The organism is Loigolactobacillus bifermentans DSM 20003, assembly GCF_001434575.1.
Lineage (GTDB): Bacteria > Bacillota > Bacilli > Lactobacillales > Lactobacillaceae > Loigolactobacillus > Loigolactobacillus bifermentans.
Window position 1 is genome coordinate 1 of record NZ_AZDA01000098.1, and the last position, 15,726, is coordinate 15,726.

Sequence of the window (15,726 nt, forward strand, 5' to 3'; positions counted from 1 at the left end):
ATACCGGGGTGACACTGTACTTGGAGAACTTATGGTGAATAATTCAGGATTAAATGTGTTTCTGCATGTGCTAACATTAAAATAAGATTTAAAGGAATTGAGTTACTTTTATCGGTCGCCAAGCGTAAATGTGCTTGCTGTGCCTTAGTTTGCAACTGATGCGCCGTGGCTAGATTCGTATCCACTTGGCTAAAATCGCCGGCCTCAACTGCTTGAATCGTAGTCATTAGTAGGGACTTGGCCTGACCTGTATGACCGATTATTTCAAAAATGGCTTGTTCAATTGGTTCCATAAAGCATGCCTCTTTTCTGAATAAGTTGTTTTAAATGTAACGGTTACATTTTACTTTTGCAAGCTGGCTGATAATTGAGTTTGATTTTTGAAAACAAAATGAAAATTAGTGGTAGCCGCATTTTAAGTTGAAATTTGGTATGATAGGTGAAAACGCTTGAAGGGATTGGTCAATGATGAAACTAGGCATTATTATGGAAACTAACGACACTGAAAAAGTCTGGAATGGCTTGCGCTTTGCGGTAACGGCGCTGAAACAAGGCCATGAAGTGAAGCTCTTTTTAATGGGGGCTGGTGTGGAGATTGAAAGCCTTGGTGACGCTCATTTTGATGTTCCAAATTGGTTGGAACAGTTCCACACAGCAGGTGGCGAATTGTTGGCTTGTGGGACGTGTATTAAGTCGCGGCAAATGCAAGATAATACAGCCTGCCCAATTTCTAACATGCGTGACTGCGTTGAGGTGGTTACTTGGGCAGATAAGACGGTTACTTTCTAGGGATGACGAAGGAGCGACGCAAAGACATGATTTATTTAGATTACAACGCCACGACCCCAGTGGATCCACGGGTCGTGAAGGCGATGACACCTTATTTTACGGAAATTTTTGGCAATCCTTCAACGCTATATGGGCTTGGCGCACATGCTCATGATGCCGTGGCTCATGCACGACAACAAGTGGCACACTTACTAGGCGCACAGGCGTCAGAAATATTGTTCACCAGTTGTGGCAGTGAGTCTGACAATATGGTGGTGAAAGGTGTGGCCTTGACCCAACAGGCTAAGGGCAAGCACATCATCACGTCGCAAATTGAACATCCAGCGATTCTTGAAGCCTTGCATTTCTTGGAACAACATTTCGGTATTGAGGTGACTTATTTGCCGGTAGATCACCATGGCTTGGTTGATCCAGCCGATGTGGCGGCCGCAATTCGGCCAGATACGATTTTGGTAACGGTGATGTTTGCGAACAATGAAGTGGGGACAATTCAACCCATCAAGGCGATTGGTGAGATCTGTCACCAGCAGCACGTTTTGTTTCACACGGATGCGTCTCAAGCCGTGGGCAAGGTGCCCATTGATGTTGCTGATTTACAGGTGGACTTTCTCACAGTAGCTGGTCATAAGATCTATGCGCCGAAAGGTATTGGCGCGTTGTACATTCGGGATGGGTTACAATTGGAACCTTTACTGCACGGGGCGAGTCAGGAAAATGGCCGCCGTGCCGGCACTGAAAATGTGCCCTATGATGTGGCGCTAGGGGCCGCAGCTGAATTAATGCAGGCTGAATTGCCACAAGCACATTTACGTCAATTACGGGATGATTTTGTGGCTCAATTGCGCAAAGTGTTTGGGGATGAGATCCAGGTCAATGGAGACCTGGCCCAAGGCTTGCCGACAACAGCTAACATTAGTTTCTTAGGCCATAATGGTGCTGAAATTTTACGCGATTTACCGGGCCTTGCGGCAACCACAGGCTCAGCTTGTCATGCTGGCTCTAAAAAAATCTCCCCTGTTTTGGCGGCAATGGGCGTTGATCCGCAGATTGCGGCCGGTGCCATTCGCTTTAGTGTGGGGCGATACACCACACAAAGTGAGCTGGATCATGCTGTGCATTTATTGGAAAATCTTATTCACAGCTAATCACACTTTTTTCCACAGTTAGACGGACTAGAAAAACAGTTTTAAAAGCTATACACAGTGTTATCCACAGCTTGTGGATAACACTTGGAAAAGTTAAACACACAAAAGCACAGGCGCATCCACAAATTGGGGTTGCGAACCTGTGCTTTTTTGAAGCAGGTTACATTTTTTCAAAATCATAAGACCAGATCAGGCCCATCACTTTGCGGCCAACATGGGTGCCTAGCACCGGGCCTAAATGGCTGGTCGCTAGGGTCAGTTGTGGGTAGGTGGCCTGTAAGTCAGTCAGCCACTTGGCACTTTCCGCGGCATTGTCGCCATCCACTACCGTGGCGCGGACAGGGTAAGGGCTGGTTTCAATATAGGTGGCGAGTTCTTGTTTAGCGTGTTGGTAAGCACGACGCATAGTACGTTCTTTGGCCACAATGTTAATGGCGCCGTCGGCATTGAAACTTAAAATCGGTTTAATGCGTAACATATTGCCGACCATTGCGGAAGCATTGCTTAACCGGCCTGTGCGGACTAGGTGGCTGAGGTTGGCTACCATAAAGTCCACGCGCTGGCTAGCCCGCAGTTTTTCCAAAGCGGAGATAATGGCTGCCGGTGCCGTACCAGCAGCGACTAATTTGGCGGCGTACAGCGCTTGATCCGCTTCAGCGGCACTAGCCAGTAAGGAATCAAACGGATAAACTTTGATGTTGGTAACGTTTGGCAAGTAAGCCACCAAGTTTTGATAAAAGGTGGTAATGCCGCTGGATAAATGAATGCTGATCACGGCATCGTAGCCTTGAGCGGCAAGGTCATCGTAAACCGCTTGAATCTGGCCCATGGAAATTTGGGCCGTAGTTGGTAATTCTGGTTCGGTTTCTAATTTGTGATAAAATTCCTCAGTGGTGAGGTCGATATTTTCGCGATAAGCTTGTTGACCAAAAATAACGGTGATCGGCACCACGGTAATATTGTGGGCCGCGGCCTGTTCAGCCGTTAAGCAGGTGGCACTATCTGTTACAACGGCAATTTTCATACTGAAAACTCCAATTCTTAGTCCAAAAACGACTGTAATGCTTTCAGTTTACCCCATTCTTTTCAGAAAAGCTAAACGAACAATTTCAGTGACGCGATCAAGGCGCGACAGAGCAAGTCATTGCCAGCGTTGTTTAAATGTAAGCCATCAGCCACATGCAGGTCGCTTGGTTGGGCGTCCATCAGTGACCAGAGGTCCAAATAAGTGGCTTGGCAGGCTGTTGCTGCTAGTTGCGCGGCGTGATTGTAGCGGATCTGTGCTTTGATTGGGCGGTCCGGCACGCGTTTCTCATCGATCAACGGCGGGCCCACCAACAAAATATCGTTGGCACCGCTAGCTTGGGCCAACGTGACTAAATTAGCTTGATAGGTCTCTGGGGTAATGCCAGAAAAAACGTCTAAGTCGTTGGCACCGAAAAAGAGCACCAAGCGGCGGGGTTGTTGCACGCCAACGTCAAAGGTCACACGCTCCAGTGCCATTTCAGTGGTATCGCCAGGTACTGAGGCGTTGCCCACTTGCCAATTTGGAAAGGCGGTTTGCACCGCGTTGGTGATCACAGGGGCCACGAAGCCGTTACGATAACCAGCCAGAATACTGTCCCCAAAAAGCAGTACATCAAACATAGCTTCATCTCGTTTCTCATGTTAAAATTAAGTTTATTTTACCGCTTTCAAATTGTTTTGTCTTGAGCCGTTTACATTGGACAGAAATAGCGTTAAATTAAAGCAAAGTCATTGGCAATTCTGGATCCAAGGAGAAAAAATTTTGGAAAACGAAATGAATTATTATCGGTTTAGTCGCCGAGAATGGCGCCGATTTCACCGAGATGGTCTACCGCACCTGACTCAGGCCGAATTAGATCAGGCGAAGGCCTTTAATGATCGGATCTCAATGGATGATGTTAAGGATATCTATTCGCCGTTACGGCATTTGATCCAAATGTATTATCAACAGTATCAGGAACGTCGGCGGGAGCGCGCAGATTTTTTGCAGGTGCCTTTTCAACCGGCGCCTTTTATCATTGGGATTGCTGGCAGTGTGGCCGTTGGCAAAACCACTACGGCTCGGTTATTGGAGATTTTGCTGACGCGGGCCTATCCTGACAAAAAAGTGCAAAACATCACCACTGATGGGTTTCTCTATTCCAATGCAGAACTGAAGCGGCGGCATTTAATGGAAAGAAAAGGATTCCCCGAAAGTTATGACATGCAGCGGTTGATCACATTTTTGACCCAGATCAAAAATAATTTAGGACCTGTGGCAGCGCCGCGATATTCTCACCAGATTTATGATGTGCTGCCAAATGAGTACGATATGGTATCAACGCCGGATATTTTGATCGTCGAAGGGATCAATGTCCTGCAGCTGCCCACCAACCAACGAATCTATATTAGCGACTTTTTTGACTTTTCCGTTTATGTGGACGCTGAACCAGATGTCGTAGAAGGTTGGTATTTAGAGCGTTTCTGGGCGTTGCTGGACAAGGCGAAGCATGATCCTAAGAATTATTACTATCCCTATGCAATTGGCGACCACCAAACGGCCCAAAATATGGCGCGGCGTGTTTGGGCTACCAATGACCTACCAAATTTAGTGGATTACATTTTACCCACCCGTAATCGTGCCGATGTGATCTTGCATAAAACCAAACATCATCGCATTGACGAAATCTATTTGCGTAAGTTTTAGTCATTAAGGTGGTCTTGAAAACGCATCAAATCGCGCTTTTGATTTAAAACACGAACAATTCCGATGAAAATAGGCTTATTTTTAACTTTTTTCACAGAATGGTTGACCCTGTAGGCGACAATCAGTATGATAGAGGTTAATTGAATGAATTTAAAATTTAAAGGACGAGGTGAATTCTTTGGCAGCGAAGGACATGCGTAATTTTGACAAAATCATTGTCCTAGATTTTGGGAGTCAATATAACCAATTGATCACGCGGCGGATTCGGGAATTTGGTATTTATTCCGAACTGTTGTCACATAAAATCACTGCGGCTGAGATCAAGGCCATGGCACCAAAAGGGATCGTTTTCTCTGGCGGGCCCAACAGTGTATATGATGAAAATGCGTTTAAAGTCGATCCAGAGATCTTTAAATTAGGCATTCCAATTTTAGGGATTTGTTATGGGATGCAGTTGATGGCACAAGCTTTGCCAGGTGGGAAAGTTGAATCAGCTGACAACCGTGAATACGGCCATGCGGACATCGAAGTATTGGACGACAATGCTGTGATGTTCAAAGACTTACCAAAGAAGCAGTATGTTTGGATGAGCCATGGCGATTTGGTAACCCAAGTGCCAGACGGCTTTACGCATACGGCCACTAGTGAAAATTGCCCAATTGCAGCAATGAGTAACGACGACTTGAAGTTCTATGGGTTGCAATTCCATACCGAAGTGCAAAACACGGAATATGGTAACCAAATTTTACGGCATTTTGCCTTTGATGTTTGTGGCGCTGAAAGCAACTGGACCATGGCTGATTTCATCGACTTGCAAATTGAAAAGATCCGTCAACAAGTTGGCGACCGCAAAGTCTTACTTGGCTTATCAGGCGGTGTGGATAGCTCTGTTGTTGGGGTTTTGTTAAACAAAGCCATCGGCCAACAATTGACTTGTATTTTCGTGGATCACGGTTTGTTACGTAAAAACGAAGCGCAAGAAGTGATGGACAGCCTAGAAGGCAAGTTTGGCTTGAATATCATTAAAGTCGATGCCCAAGAACGCTTCTTAAGTAAGTTGACCGGCGTTAGCGATCCTGAAAAGAAACGCAAGATTATTGGTAATGAATTCATCCAAGTCTTTAATGACGAAGCCATTAAGCTAAAAGGTGAAATTGACTTCTTAGCGCAAGGTACGTTGTACACTGACGTGATCGAAAGTGGGACTGATACGGCGCAAACTATCAAGTCGCACCATAACGTTGGGGGCTTGCCAGAAGACATGCACTTTGAATTGATCGAACCTTTACGGACTTTGTTCAAAGATGAAGCCCGTGAATTAGGTGAAAAGTTGGGCATGCCAGAAGCACTGGTTTGGCGCCAGCCTTTCCCTGGACCTGGCTTAGGCATTCGAGTCATCGGCGAGATCACCAAAGATAAATTAGAAATTGTCCGTGACAGCGACTTCATCCTCCGCGATGAAATTCGCAAAGCCGGTTTAATGCGCGATATTTGGCAATACTTCACTGTTTTGCCAGGCTTCCGTAGTGTCGGTGTCATGGGGGATGGCCGGACTTACGACTACACCATCGCCATTCGTGCCGTTACCTCCATCGATGGCATGACCGCCGATTTCGCACGTATTCCATGGGACATCTTGCAAAAGATCTCCGTACGGATCGTCAACGAAGTCGACCACGTCAACCGCGTTGTGTACGACTGCACGTCCAAGCCGCCGTCAACGATTGAATGGGAATAGTAGAAGCTAAGATATAAATACCGTTATACCGGCGTTTCTTGACTCTTTTCTTCTGTATTTCCCGTTGCTGGCACCGAAATGGCACCAGTAATGTGTTTCTTGCCCGTAAACTGATTACGAGTGGGGACAACGACTGAATGATCCGCCGGAGTGAAATCAACTAGACCATTAAGGTGTTGTGCTGTCTCAAAGTTACTATTTGGATATAGATGTCCATAAGTTCCTAAAGTTGTTTGAATGTCTTCATGTCCCAAACGTTCCTTAATAATTAATGGGTTTTCCCCAATACTAATTAACAAGGAAGCATGAGAATGTCGAAGCGCGTGGACACGAATTCGATGAACATTCGCGGCCTTAGAATAGACGTTGATTACTTGAGACAGTGATCCGCGAGTAGTTGGCACACCATTGTATGAAAGCACAAAATCTGTTTTAACTTCAGACGCTTGAATCTCTTTCCACTCGGAGAGATATTCAAGTGTCTTTTTGTCTAACGGAACTGTCCGAACACTGGCGCGAGTTTTGGGTGAAGTAAATTCATAGTTAAACGCATTTAAATAATAAAGTGTTTTGTTGATCCGTATCGTACCGGCTTTAAAATCAACGTCTTCCCACTGAAGAGCGGTTGCTTCACCGATGCGGGCACCGGTCATAAATAGAAGCCAAATTGTGGTGAAATTGAAACGCTGATAGTAGTCATTAAGATCCATTAAGGAAATAACTTTCTCAAACTCGGCTTTAGTCCAGAAATCGACTTTCTTCTTTTCCTTCTTTAAATTGCCAACAATTTTTGTTGGATTCTCTTCACAGAATCCTAGTACAATTGCACGATCAAAAACCAAAGATAACAAGCATTGAACTAGGCGGGTGTATGAATTACTTACTTGACTCTTCATCATGATTTGCCATTTCTGTATGTCCACCGGCGTAATTTTGTTAATGAAATACTTGTTAAATCCTTTGAATTGCTTTCGAAAGACGCTAACGCGACTGTCAAAAGTAGCCTTTTTGACATGACCTTCATACCAAGGAATAAAGAATTGCTGGCAGAAGTCACCAAAGGTAATCTGATCTGTTGAACCTTCTTTAACCCCATTCGCCATTAAATCACGATAAGCAGTCTTTGCTTCACGCATTGTTTTAAATCCGCTACGGCGTTTTTGGACACGTTTACCAGTTCGTTCATCCACACCAATGTTGGCACGGAAATAATAGGTGCCGTCTTTTGCTTTTTTTATTACTTCGGTTGTCTTTGTCATTATGATTGCTCCTCTGACGCAGATGCACCGATTTTAGCTAACTCTGAAAGAGTTCGCGCATTGAGCGTAAGACCTAATACTTCTTCAACCGCAGTTACTGGAACGCGGCCTAGCTTTGGTGACTCGTAATATGGACAGCCTTTCTGGACCATTAACAGCTTTGCACGTCTGATAATGTCTTTAGAAGCCCAAGGTCCATATCCTAAAGCCACAAGTTCATGTTTAGTCATAGTGACAACGTGAACCATAATTAGCCTCCTTTCGCTGGAAGCTAGACCGTATATCTTAGCTTCCATATTAACAGGATTGGGGAATAAGTGCAGCTCAATTGTGTCGGAAAACTTGCTACCCAGTTCCGTCACTAACGGACATAGGAATTTCACCTCTCCTGCTTACGTGGGAGCCTCGCGGAAGTATCATTATTGACTTAACTTGTACGATCATCAGTTAAAAATCGTAATCAAAGTGTGGGAGGCGCTCGCACTTCTGGTCATGGCGTCCGCAGATCAACAGTTCAAGTAAAGTCAGAAAGTCAGGGTAGCAATATTCAGTTTTCAAAGGACTCACAGGTGTTATTGCCTGCTCACTATATACATACAGATAAAAATAGAAAATGAAACCCAAAAAGCAAACTAATCGAAAAAAGATTAGCTGAAATAATGCTTGACGTTTACATAGATATAGGTCTATATTGTAGATATAGATACGTGTCTATATTTGTGAGGGGAGAACGTCAATGGATTATCAAAATTATGTGCTAATGCTAAAAGCAATGGCTGACCCTAATCGTCTCAAAATCATTGATTTACTTTCCTGCGGTTCGCTTTGTGCCTGTGATATTTTAGAACATTTTGATTTTTCACAACCAACGTTATCGCACCACATGAAAGTTTTACAAAATGCTGGGATCGTCACGGCACGTAAAGAGGGTAAGTGGCAGCATTATACATTGCAGGCTGAATTTACGGCTAAATTTAGGCAAGGGACTGAACTACTTTTAGCCAGCAATGAAGAATGCGTTTGTCATGGTGACGATTGCATAGATCAGCAGACAAGTCATTCCAGAAAGGTTGTTATCACTAATGAAAAAAGTTGAATTATTTGAACCAGCGATGTGCTGTTCTACCGGGGTTTGTGGGCCAGCGGTCAATGAAGATCTATTAATGATCACTTCAGCGTTTGACGCGTTACAAGGTGTTTCCAGCGTTGAAGCCGACCGGTATAATCTTAGCAATAATCCAGATGTCTTTAGTCAGCGGGCCGATATTCTAGCTGCAATCAAGGATGATGCCGATGCAACATTGCCGATCACTGTTGTCGACGGCAAAATTGTTAAAACCGGCGCTTACCCAACAATTGATGAGTTATCGGAATATACTGGTTTAGTTTTCGTGCCGGCTGATCAATCAAGCGGCTGTTGTGGTGGAAGTGGCTGCTGCTAATTTTTTGGTTGAAGCAAGAAATGGCACAGCCGTTTCTTTTAAATTATATATAGATGATTATCTATGTTAGGAGAATATATATGCGCGAATATCAACCACAAAATGCTAATTTAACTCATTATTTATTTTTCACTGGTAAAGGGGGCGTCGGTAAGACCACAACGGCTAGTGCCACCGCCATCAATCTAGCTGATAGCGGTCAGCAAGTGATGCTGGTCTCCACTGATCCAGCTAGTAATTTACAGGATGTATTTGATACTGATTTGACCAATAAACCCAAGGCAATCACCGGTGTGCCCGGTCTATTTGCCGCTAACTTTGATCCGGTGACTGCTGCCGGTGAATATCGGGAAAGCGTCGTTGGTCCTTACCGCGGCGTGTTACCGGATGCAGCAGTCAAAAATATGGAGGAACAGTTGTCTGGTTCATGTACGGTCGAGATCGCATCGTTTAATGAATTCGCTAAATTTTTAACTGATCCCGCTGTCGATCAGCGCTTTGATTATATTATTTTTGATACAGCGCCGACTGGTCATGCGTTGCGTATGCTGCAATTGCCCTCAGCTTGGAATAATTACTTGGCGGAAAATGATCGTGGGGCTTCATGCTTAGGCCAACTAGCCGGGATGGGCGACAAAAAAGCAATTTACGCCAAGGCTGTGGCTACTTTAAGTAATGGCGAATTGACCACCTTAATGTTAGTCACGCGTCCCCAAAAAGCATCATTACTGGAAGCGGCGCGGGCAGCCCAAGAATTAGCTGATATTGGCATGCAAAATCAACAATTAATTATTAATGGAACGTTGAAAACACCGACTGATCGTGCTTCCCATGCTATTTTTGAGCAGCAGCAGACTGATTTGCAACAGATGCCAGCAACATTACAGGCGTTGCCCCAAGCAGAAGTACCGTTACGAGCGTACAATGTTACTGGCCTAGATAAGTTGAGATTAGTTTTACAACCGGAACAACCAAGTTTAGCAACTTATCCGGCAATTACCAATCACTATCCTAATTTAGATACCATTGTTGCTGATTTAATTAAGACTAACAAAAAAATTATTTTCACCATGGGTAAAGGCGGCGTAGGTAAAACTACGGTGGCCGTGCAGATCACTAAAAAGCTGGTGGCCCAGCATAAAACCGTTCATTTAGCCACCACTGATCCGGCTGATCATCTTGATTTCTTTAACACAGATGATCCTGCAATCACCATCAGTCATATTGATGAACAGCAGGTACTTAAGGACTATCAAAATGAAGTGCTGACGACGGCGCGTCAAACCATGAAATCGGCCGATGTTGACTATGTGGCTGAGGATCTACGCTCACCATGTACGCAAGAAATTGCCGTTTTCCGCGCTTTTGCTAACATTGTCGCCCAAAATGATAGTGATGTTGTAGTCATCGATACGGCGCCAACCGGCCATACGCTACTGCTACTGGATTCGACTCAAAGCTATGCCAAAGAAGTCAAACGCACTGCCGGTGATGTGCCTCAAGCAATCGTTGATCTGTTACCGCGGCTACAAGATCCAGCACAGACTGAAATTGTAATGGTGACTTTACCGGAAACAACGCCAGTTTATGAGTCGATGCGCTTGAATGATGATCTAGATCGGGCCCAAATTGCGCACACCTGGTGGTTGGTCAATCAAAGTATGCTGGCAACGGAAACAACGCATCCTTGTTTGCAGGCCCGGGCGCAAAATGAAGTTGAATGGATCGAAAAGGTTAAGCAGATTTCCAATGGTCATTTTGCAGTTGAACAATGGCAACCAGATTTTGAGCAGGCGTTATTAACGATTTAGCGTTATTAAAATTTGAAATAAAGGTATCAATTAATCAGGGTAGCAATACCCTGATTTTGGTAGTTGGGAGGAACCATGCAAGTCTTTTTCGCCGTTTTTATATTTTTACTGACATTATTATTTGTTATTTGGCAACCTAAGGGACTATCAATTGGCTGGACTGCGATTGGTGGTGCCGTTCTAGCACTATTATTCCGGGTGGTCACGTTTAAAGATGTTGGCACTGTCACCGGAATCGTTTGGAACGCGACTTTATCTTTCGTCGCAATTATTTTGATCTCACTAATTTTGGATGAGATTGGTTTTTTCGAGTGGGCTGCCTTACATATGGCGCGGCTAGCTAAAGGTAATGGCGTGCGCATGTTCATTCTGATCGCCGTTTTAGGTGCAATTGTCGCCGCCTTATTTGCTAACGATGGTGCAGCGTTGATTTTAACGCCGATCGTCTTGGCAATGGTCCGTGCGTTACATTTCGATGAAAAGCGGGTTTTCCCATTTATCATTGCTAGTGGCTTCATCGCTGATGCAACATCACTACCGTTAGTTGTCAGTAATCTAGTCAATATTGTATCAGCTGATTTCTTTGGTATCACATTTTCGGAGTATGCGCTACGGATGTGGCTACCGGATCTTTTTTCATTAGTTGCTAGCATCGGTATTTTGTACTTATATTTTCGTAAGGCGTTACCTAAACACTATGATGCCAGCCAAGTTGCTGAACCAAAATCGGCGATCAAGGATCAACGATTATTTAAATTTTCTTGGGTCGTGCTGGCAGCGTTATTGATTGGTTACTTTAGCAGTAGCTTCCTAAATATTCCAGTTTCGATTATTGCTTTGACGATTGCCTTGATCTTTTTGCTAGTCGGTCAGCTAAGTCATCACGTCAATACCAAGGCCGTTATTAAAGGTGCACCGTGGAATATTGTTTTCTTCTCAATTGGAATGTACGTGGTGGTTTATGGCCTACAAAACGTTGGCTTAACGGCATTGCTTGCGGGAATCATTGCTAAAATGGCAACTGGTGGGCGTTTTGTCGCCACCATGGGCATGGGCTATATGGCTGCGTTCTTGTCGTCGGCCATGAATAACATGCCAACTGTGATGATCAATGCTTTATCGATCAAAGGGGCGAATGTCTCTGGCTTAATGCACCAAACCTTAGTTTATGCTAATATTATTGGTTCTGATCTAGGACCAAAAATTACGCCAATCGGTTCATTAGCAACTTTAGTTTGGCTACATGTTCTAGCGCAAAAGGACGTTAAGATTGCTTGGGGCACTTATTTTAAAATTGGTATCACGATCACGATTCCAGTTTTATTCATTACACTATGTGGTTTATGGTTATCGTTAAGTATCTTTGGTTAAGGAAGGATAGCTGATTATGATGCAAACTAAATATGAGCAACAGAATTCATTGGGTAATAGTCTAAACATAATCGATACTTTGGTGAAGCAAGTTGTAAGTGCAGAAATAGAAGCAATTTCTGCGGCGTATCTGATTCAAGCCAATCAATAAATTAATCTGCTTGAATTAAAATATAGCCATGAACTAGTAATTCAACAGAACTTGTCTCAGGTGGAAACGGCCTTTTTGCAAATCAATTAGTTAATTCTAGATAATTTAGCGGTTAGTTATTTTCGTGACTATACTCAAGTGGAGAAAGAGTTTGATCATTTTGACCGCCTGATAGGTGAGGTAAAAGATGATCAAAATAGAGATTTTTGAAGCAGCAATGTGTTGCGCAACTGGTGTTTGTGGGCCAAGTGTTAACAAGAAACTTATTCAAACGACTGCAATTCAGCGTCATGTTAATGCAGACAGCAAAAACAGAATCACACGTAAAAATCTAGCACAAAACCCAGATGCCTTTGTTCATAGTCAACAAGTGCATGACTTATTAGAAAAGTATGGCGTCGCAATTTTACCAATTACTATGGTCAATGGTAAAATCGTTAAACAAAAAGATTATCCAACTTTTCAAGAGTTCTCAGACTACCTACAGCAAGATTTAAGTCGGGCACGTGTTCATTAACCGGAGTGAAAGGAATTAATTAAATGGTACGTGATGCAGAAAAATTATTGATCATCGGTGGTAGTGACGCTGGTATTTCAGCGGCCTTAAAGGCCAAAGAACTTAAACCGCAACTAAGAGTTCAAGTATTATTGGCAGATGAGTACCCTAATTTATCAATTTGTGGATTGCCCTATGCAGTTAGTGGGGAGGTACCCAATTGGCATTCATTAGCTCATCGGGATTTACAAGAATTAACGTCGACTGGCGTTGAGTTTCAAATGAATATGATTGCTAAGAAAATTGATCCGCAGCAACATGAAGTTATCGCGCATTCGTTTGCGGGTGAATTACAAATTTATCATTATGATCATTTGGTTGTAGCCACTGGAGCCAAGCCAAAATTATCTGGTATTACAGGGATAGACTTAGCGCGTACACAACAGCAGAATAGTAAAGTTCGTGTTTTGCATACGATGGCAGATTATTTTGCGCTTGAAACGAATTTGACTACAAACAGTGTGCAAAATGTGGCTATCGTAGGCTCCGGCTATATTGGGATTGAAATGGCGGAGGCGTTGCAGAAACGTCATTTAAACGTGACTATTTTTCAACGTGGCGCAGAGATACTATCAACGGTCGATGCTGATTTAGGCCAAATCGTTCATCAAAAATTAGTTGCTAATGATGTTCAGGTTGCAACTAACTTAACTGTTTCAGAAATTAATGAAACTGAAACTAAGGTGAAGGTTGTTGGTGTGAATGCGGATCAAAAGATAAATACTTATGATTTTGATTTGGCTTTAGTTGTGGTTGGTGTTCAGCCGAATACTGATTTATTAGTCGCAGCTGGTTCCAAAACTGGAATTGCTGGTGCCGTCAAGGTTGATCAATATATGCAAACTACGTTACCAGATATATGGGCGGCCGGTGATTTAGTTGAAACAAAACATCATTTGTTAGGGAAGGCTTACTTACCGCTGGGCACAACGGCACACAAACAAGGGCGAACTGCCGGGTTCAATGTTGCTGGTGTTCCACGTACCTTTAAGAGTAGCATTGGGACTCAAGTGCTAAAGGTATTTGATCTAGTAGTTGCGCGGACTGGATTATTAGCAAAGGAGGCCATACAGGCAGATTTTGCGCCATTTACTGTAACAACCGACGTCGATGATCATAAAGCGTATTTTCCGGGTGCACATAAGATTAAGATCAGGATTACCGGTGATCAACATACCGGCCGACTTTTAGGCGTACAGGTAATTGGTTATTACGGTAGTGAAGTTGCCAAACGTTGTGATATTTTTGCAGTGGCAATTTTTAATAATATGACGGTGGCGGAAATTAGTGATTTAGATTTATCCTATTCACCACCAGTTGGCTCACCTTGGGATGCAGTACAGATTGCGACTCAGAATTGGGAGCAACAAAGTTTGAAATATTAATTATTTATTTAAAATATTCCAACATCCAGTTGAAGCTTATATTTTAAGCGTCAACTGGATGTTGGCGTTTTATAACCTAGTTATTTTTGTGATGGAGTTTCAATTACTAATATTAAGTGTAAAATATGGTTCACCATTAAACTATTACATGATATAATGTAATAGTTGGTCGTCACATAATTGTATTACAAGGAGGATACGCATGATAAAAGTAGACTGTTGTCCGGATAAACCAGAATTAGCTAGCCGTGATTTACTGAGTGAAGAGAACGCAAGTGAGATCGTCTTACTTTTTAAAGTTCTATCCAATGATACAAGATTAAGAATTTTACATTGTTTAACGCGCGAGCCTAAAATATCAGTTGGCAAGATTGCGGCTAGGCTTAATATGAAAACTGCAGCTATTTCTAACCAGTTGCAGCGATTAGTTGATCAAAAAATTGTGAAAACTGAACGTGATGGAAATTTCATCAACTATGAAATTATTGATGAATGTACTGCTATTCTATTAGAACGTGCTTGGTGTTTAGCAGAAGACACAGGTAAAATTACGGGTTAATAAATATGTGAAATGGGATGTTGCTATGATTAAAACCATTATAACTGGTATTGTGCTATACGCCTCCACCGCGATTGATTTATTAGTTATTCTGATGTTATTATTTTCAAAATATCGGTCAACAAAACATAAGCAACAAATTTATATTGGTCAATTTTTAGGTTCATACACATTGATAGCAATCAGTCTTTTTTTTGCGTTAGTACTTCACTATGTGCCTGCTAAGTGGATTCTTGGATTTTTAGGTTTAATACCGATTGGCTTTGGGATTAAATATATCCTGAGTGACGAAGATGAAGCCGCTGAGGTTGATGAAAAAATCGAACAGCGAAAAGACAAAAATTTGATCGCAACGGTTGCTTTAATCACCGTTGCATCTTGTGGCTCTGATAACATTGGACTTTTTGTGCCTTACTTTGTATCGTTAACAATCGAACAACTAATAACGACGTTTATTGTTTTTACATTCTGTATCTTCATACTTGTCTATTTGGGTGATAAATTTTCGCGTGTGAAGATTGTTAAGAAATTGTTAGATAAATTTGGTAATTGGATTATGGCAATTATTTATATTGGATTAGGCATGATGATTATTTTAGAGAGTGACACAATTTCACATCTTATTAAAATACTTTTTTGAAAAAATAGGATATCTTTTTTGTTTATATAGAGGTGTTATAGTGGCATCAGAGAATTGGTTACTTGCAAAAAAAATTGTTTCGAATTACGGGTGTGGATTTGAAACATATTATAACCTGAATTATGCATATCTTTTCCTAAACCTTAACGAGAATGCTGCTACACCAT

Annotated in this window: 18 protein-coding genes; 13 read left to right on the forward strand and 5 right to left on the reverse strand. The window is 42.7% G+C overall.

Translation table 11 applies throughout. The features are described from left to right. Positions 1 to 29 precede the first annotated feature (29 nt). Complete coding sequence (locus tag FC07_RS11740; RefSeq protein ID WP_057905304.1) at positions 30 to 293, reverse strand: PTS lactose/cellobiose transporter subunit IIA; 264 nt, start codon at positions 291 to 293, stop codon at positions 30 to 32. A gap of 172 nt (positions 294 to 465) precedes the next feature. Here FC07_RS11740 and FC07_RS11745 point away from each other — a divergent pair, with 172 nt between their 5' ends. Together FC07_RS11745 and FC07_RS11750 are read left to right on the forward strand one after the other, a co-directional pair. Further along, a complete protein-coding gene (locus FC07_RS11745) occupies positions 466 to 789 on the forward strand; it encodes a DsrE family protein (RefSeq protein ID WP_338040231.1) in 324 nt (107 codons plus the stop codon). Positions 790 to 815: 26 nt separating this feature from the next. Further along, positions 816 to 1,934 (forward strand): cysteine desulfurase family protein, encoded by a 1,119-nt coding sequence (locus tag FC07_RS11750; protein ID WP_083483307.1) that lies wholly within the window; start codon positions 816 to 818, stop codon positions 1,932 to 1,934. A gap of 160 nt (positions 1,935 to 2,094) precedes the next feature. Here FC07_RS11750 and FC07_RS11755 read toward each other — a convergent pair whose 3' ends face one another. Next, the gene (locus FC07_RS11755) at positions 2,095 to 2,958 is read right to left on the reverse strand and encodes a DegV family protein (protein ID WP_057905306.1); all 864 of its coding nucleotides are present in this window, start codon (positions 2,956 to 2,958) and stop codon (positions 2,095 to 2,097) included. A gap of 71 nt (positions 2,959 to 3,029) precedes the next feature. Continuing rightward, positions 3,030 to 3,581 carry an SGNH/GDSL hydrolase family protein gene (locus FC07_RS11760; protein ID WP_057905307.1) on the reverse strand — a complete coding sequence of 184 codons (552 nt, stop codon included), beginning with the start codon at positions 3,579 to 3,581 and terminating at the stop codon, positions 3,030 to 3,032. Between the two features lie 142 nt (positions 3,582 to 3,723). Here FC07_RS11760 and coaA point away from each other — a divergent pair, with 142 nt between their 5' ends. Together coaA and guaA are read left to right on the forward strand one after the other, a co-directional pair. Beyond that, entirely contained in the window at positions 3,724 to 4,647 is a 924-nt protein-coding gene (gene coaA / locus FC07_RS11765) for a type I pantothenate kinase (RefSeq protein WP_057905308.1), read from the forward strand. 193 nt (positions 4,648 to 4,840) lie between these two features. Continuing rightward, positions 4,841 to 6,385 carry a glutamine-hydrolyzing GMP synthase gene (gene guaA / locus FC07_RS11770; RefSeq protein WP_191981096.1) on the forward strand — a complete coding sequence of 515 codons (1,545 nt, stop codon included), beginning with the start codon at positions 4,841 to 4,843 and terminating at the stop codon, positions 6,383 to 6,385. A 23-nt stretch (positions 6,386 to 6,408) separates the two neighbouring features. On the opposite strand, the gene FC07_RS11775 is transcribed toward guaA, so the two are convergent. Both FC07_RS11775 and FC07_RS11780 read right to left on the reverse strand, forming a co-directional pair. After that, positions 6,409 to 7,644, reverse strand: a complete 1,236-nt coding sequence (locus tag FC07_RS11775; RefSeq protein ID WP_057736509.1) for a site-specific integrase — start codon at positions 7,642 to 7,644, stop codon at positions 6,409 to 6,411. Next, a complete protein-coding gene (locus tag FC07_RS11780) occupies positions 7,644 to 7,892 on the reverse strand; it encodes a DUF3173 domain-containing protein (RefSeq protein WP_010579437.1) in 249 nt (82 codons plus the stop codon). Before FC07_RS11780 ends, FC07_RS11775 begins: the two co-directional genes overlap by 1 nt. Before the next feature lie 488 nt (positions 7,893 to 8,380). Between FC07_RS11780 and FC07_RS11785 the strand changes: the two genes are divergently transcribed. From FC07_RS11785 to FC07_RS11825, 9 genes are all read left to right on the forward strand, one after another. Next, entirely contained in the window at positions 8,381 to 8,740 is a 360-nt protein-coding gene (locus tag FC07_RS11785) for an ArsR/SmtB family transcription factor (RefSeq protein ID WP_010579436.1), read from the forward strand. Further along, complete coding sequence (gene arsD, locus FC07_RS11790) at positions 8,727 to 9,086, forward strand: arsenite efflux transporter metallochaperone ArsD (RefSeq protein WP_010579435.1); 360 nt, start codon at positions 8,727 to 8,729, stop codon at positions 9,084 to 9,086. The genes FC07_RS11785 and arsD (FC07_RS11790) overlap by 14 nt, the downstream gene beginning before the upstream one ends. An 80-nt stretch (positions 9,087 to 9,166) precedes the next feature. Continuing rightward, complete coding sequence (gene arsA / locus FC07_RS11795; RefSeq protein ID WP_010579434.1) at positions 9,167 to 10,897, forward strand: arsenical pump-driving ATPase; 1,731 nt, start codon at positions 9,167 to 9,169, stop codon at positions 10,895 to 10,897. 75 nt (positions 10,898 to 10,972) lie between these two features. Then, positions 10,973 to 12,268 carry an arsenic transporter gene (locus tag FC07_RS11800; RefSeq protein ID WP_010579433.1) on the forward strand — a complete coding sequence of 432 codons (1,296 nt, stop codon included), beginning with the start codon at positions 10,973 to 10,975 and terminating at the stop codon, positions 12,266 to 12,268. Between the two features lie 16 nt (positions 12,269 to 12,284). Next, on the forward strand, positions 12,285 to 12,419 hold the full coding sequence (locus FC07_RS16315; protein WP_010579432.1) for a hypothetical protein: 135 nt from the start codon (positions 12,285 to 12,287) through the stop codon (positions 12,417 to 12,419). 187 nt (positions 12,420 to 12,606) lie between these two features. Continuing rightward, positions 12,607 to 12,936 (forward strand): arsenite efflux transporter metallochaperone ArsD, encoded by a 330-nt coding sequence (gene arsD / locus FC07_RS11810; RefSeq protein ID WP_010579431.1) that lies wholly within the window; start codon positions 12,607 to 12,609, stop codon positions 12,934 to 12,936. A gap of 23 nt (positions 12,937 to 12,959) precedes the next feature. Then, positions 12,960 to 14,360, forward strand: coding sequence for an FAD-dependent oxidoreductase (locus FC07_RS11815; protein ID WP_057905310.1), 1,401 nt, complete (start codon positions 12,960 to 12,962; stop codon positions 14,358 to 14,360). Positions 14,361 to 14,562: 202 nt separating this feature from the next. Further along, complete coding sequence (locus FC07_RS11820) at positions 14,563 to 14,919, forward strand: ArsR/SmtB family transcription factor (protein ID WP_010579429.1); 357 nt, start codon at positions 14,563 to 14,565, stop codon at positions 14,917 to 14,919. Between the two features lie 25 nt (positions 14,920 to 14,944). Beyond that, positions 14,945 to 15,559 carry a CadD family cadmium resistance transporter gene (locus tag FC07_RS11825; protein WP_010579428.1) on the forward strand — a complete coding sequence of 205 codons (615 nt, stop codon included), beginning with the start codon at positions 14,945 to 14,947 and terminating at the stop codon, positions 15,557 to 15,559. Positions 15,560 to 15,726: the final 167 nt, after the last annotated feature.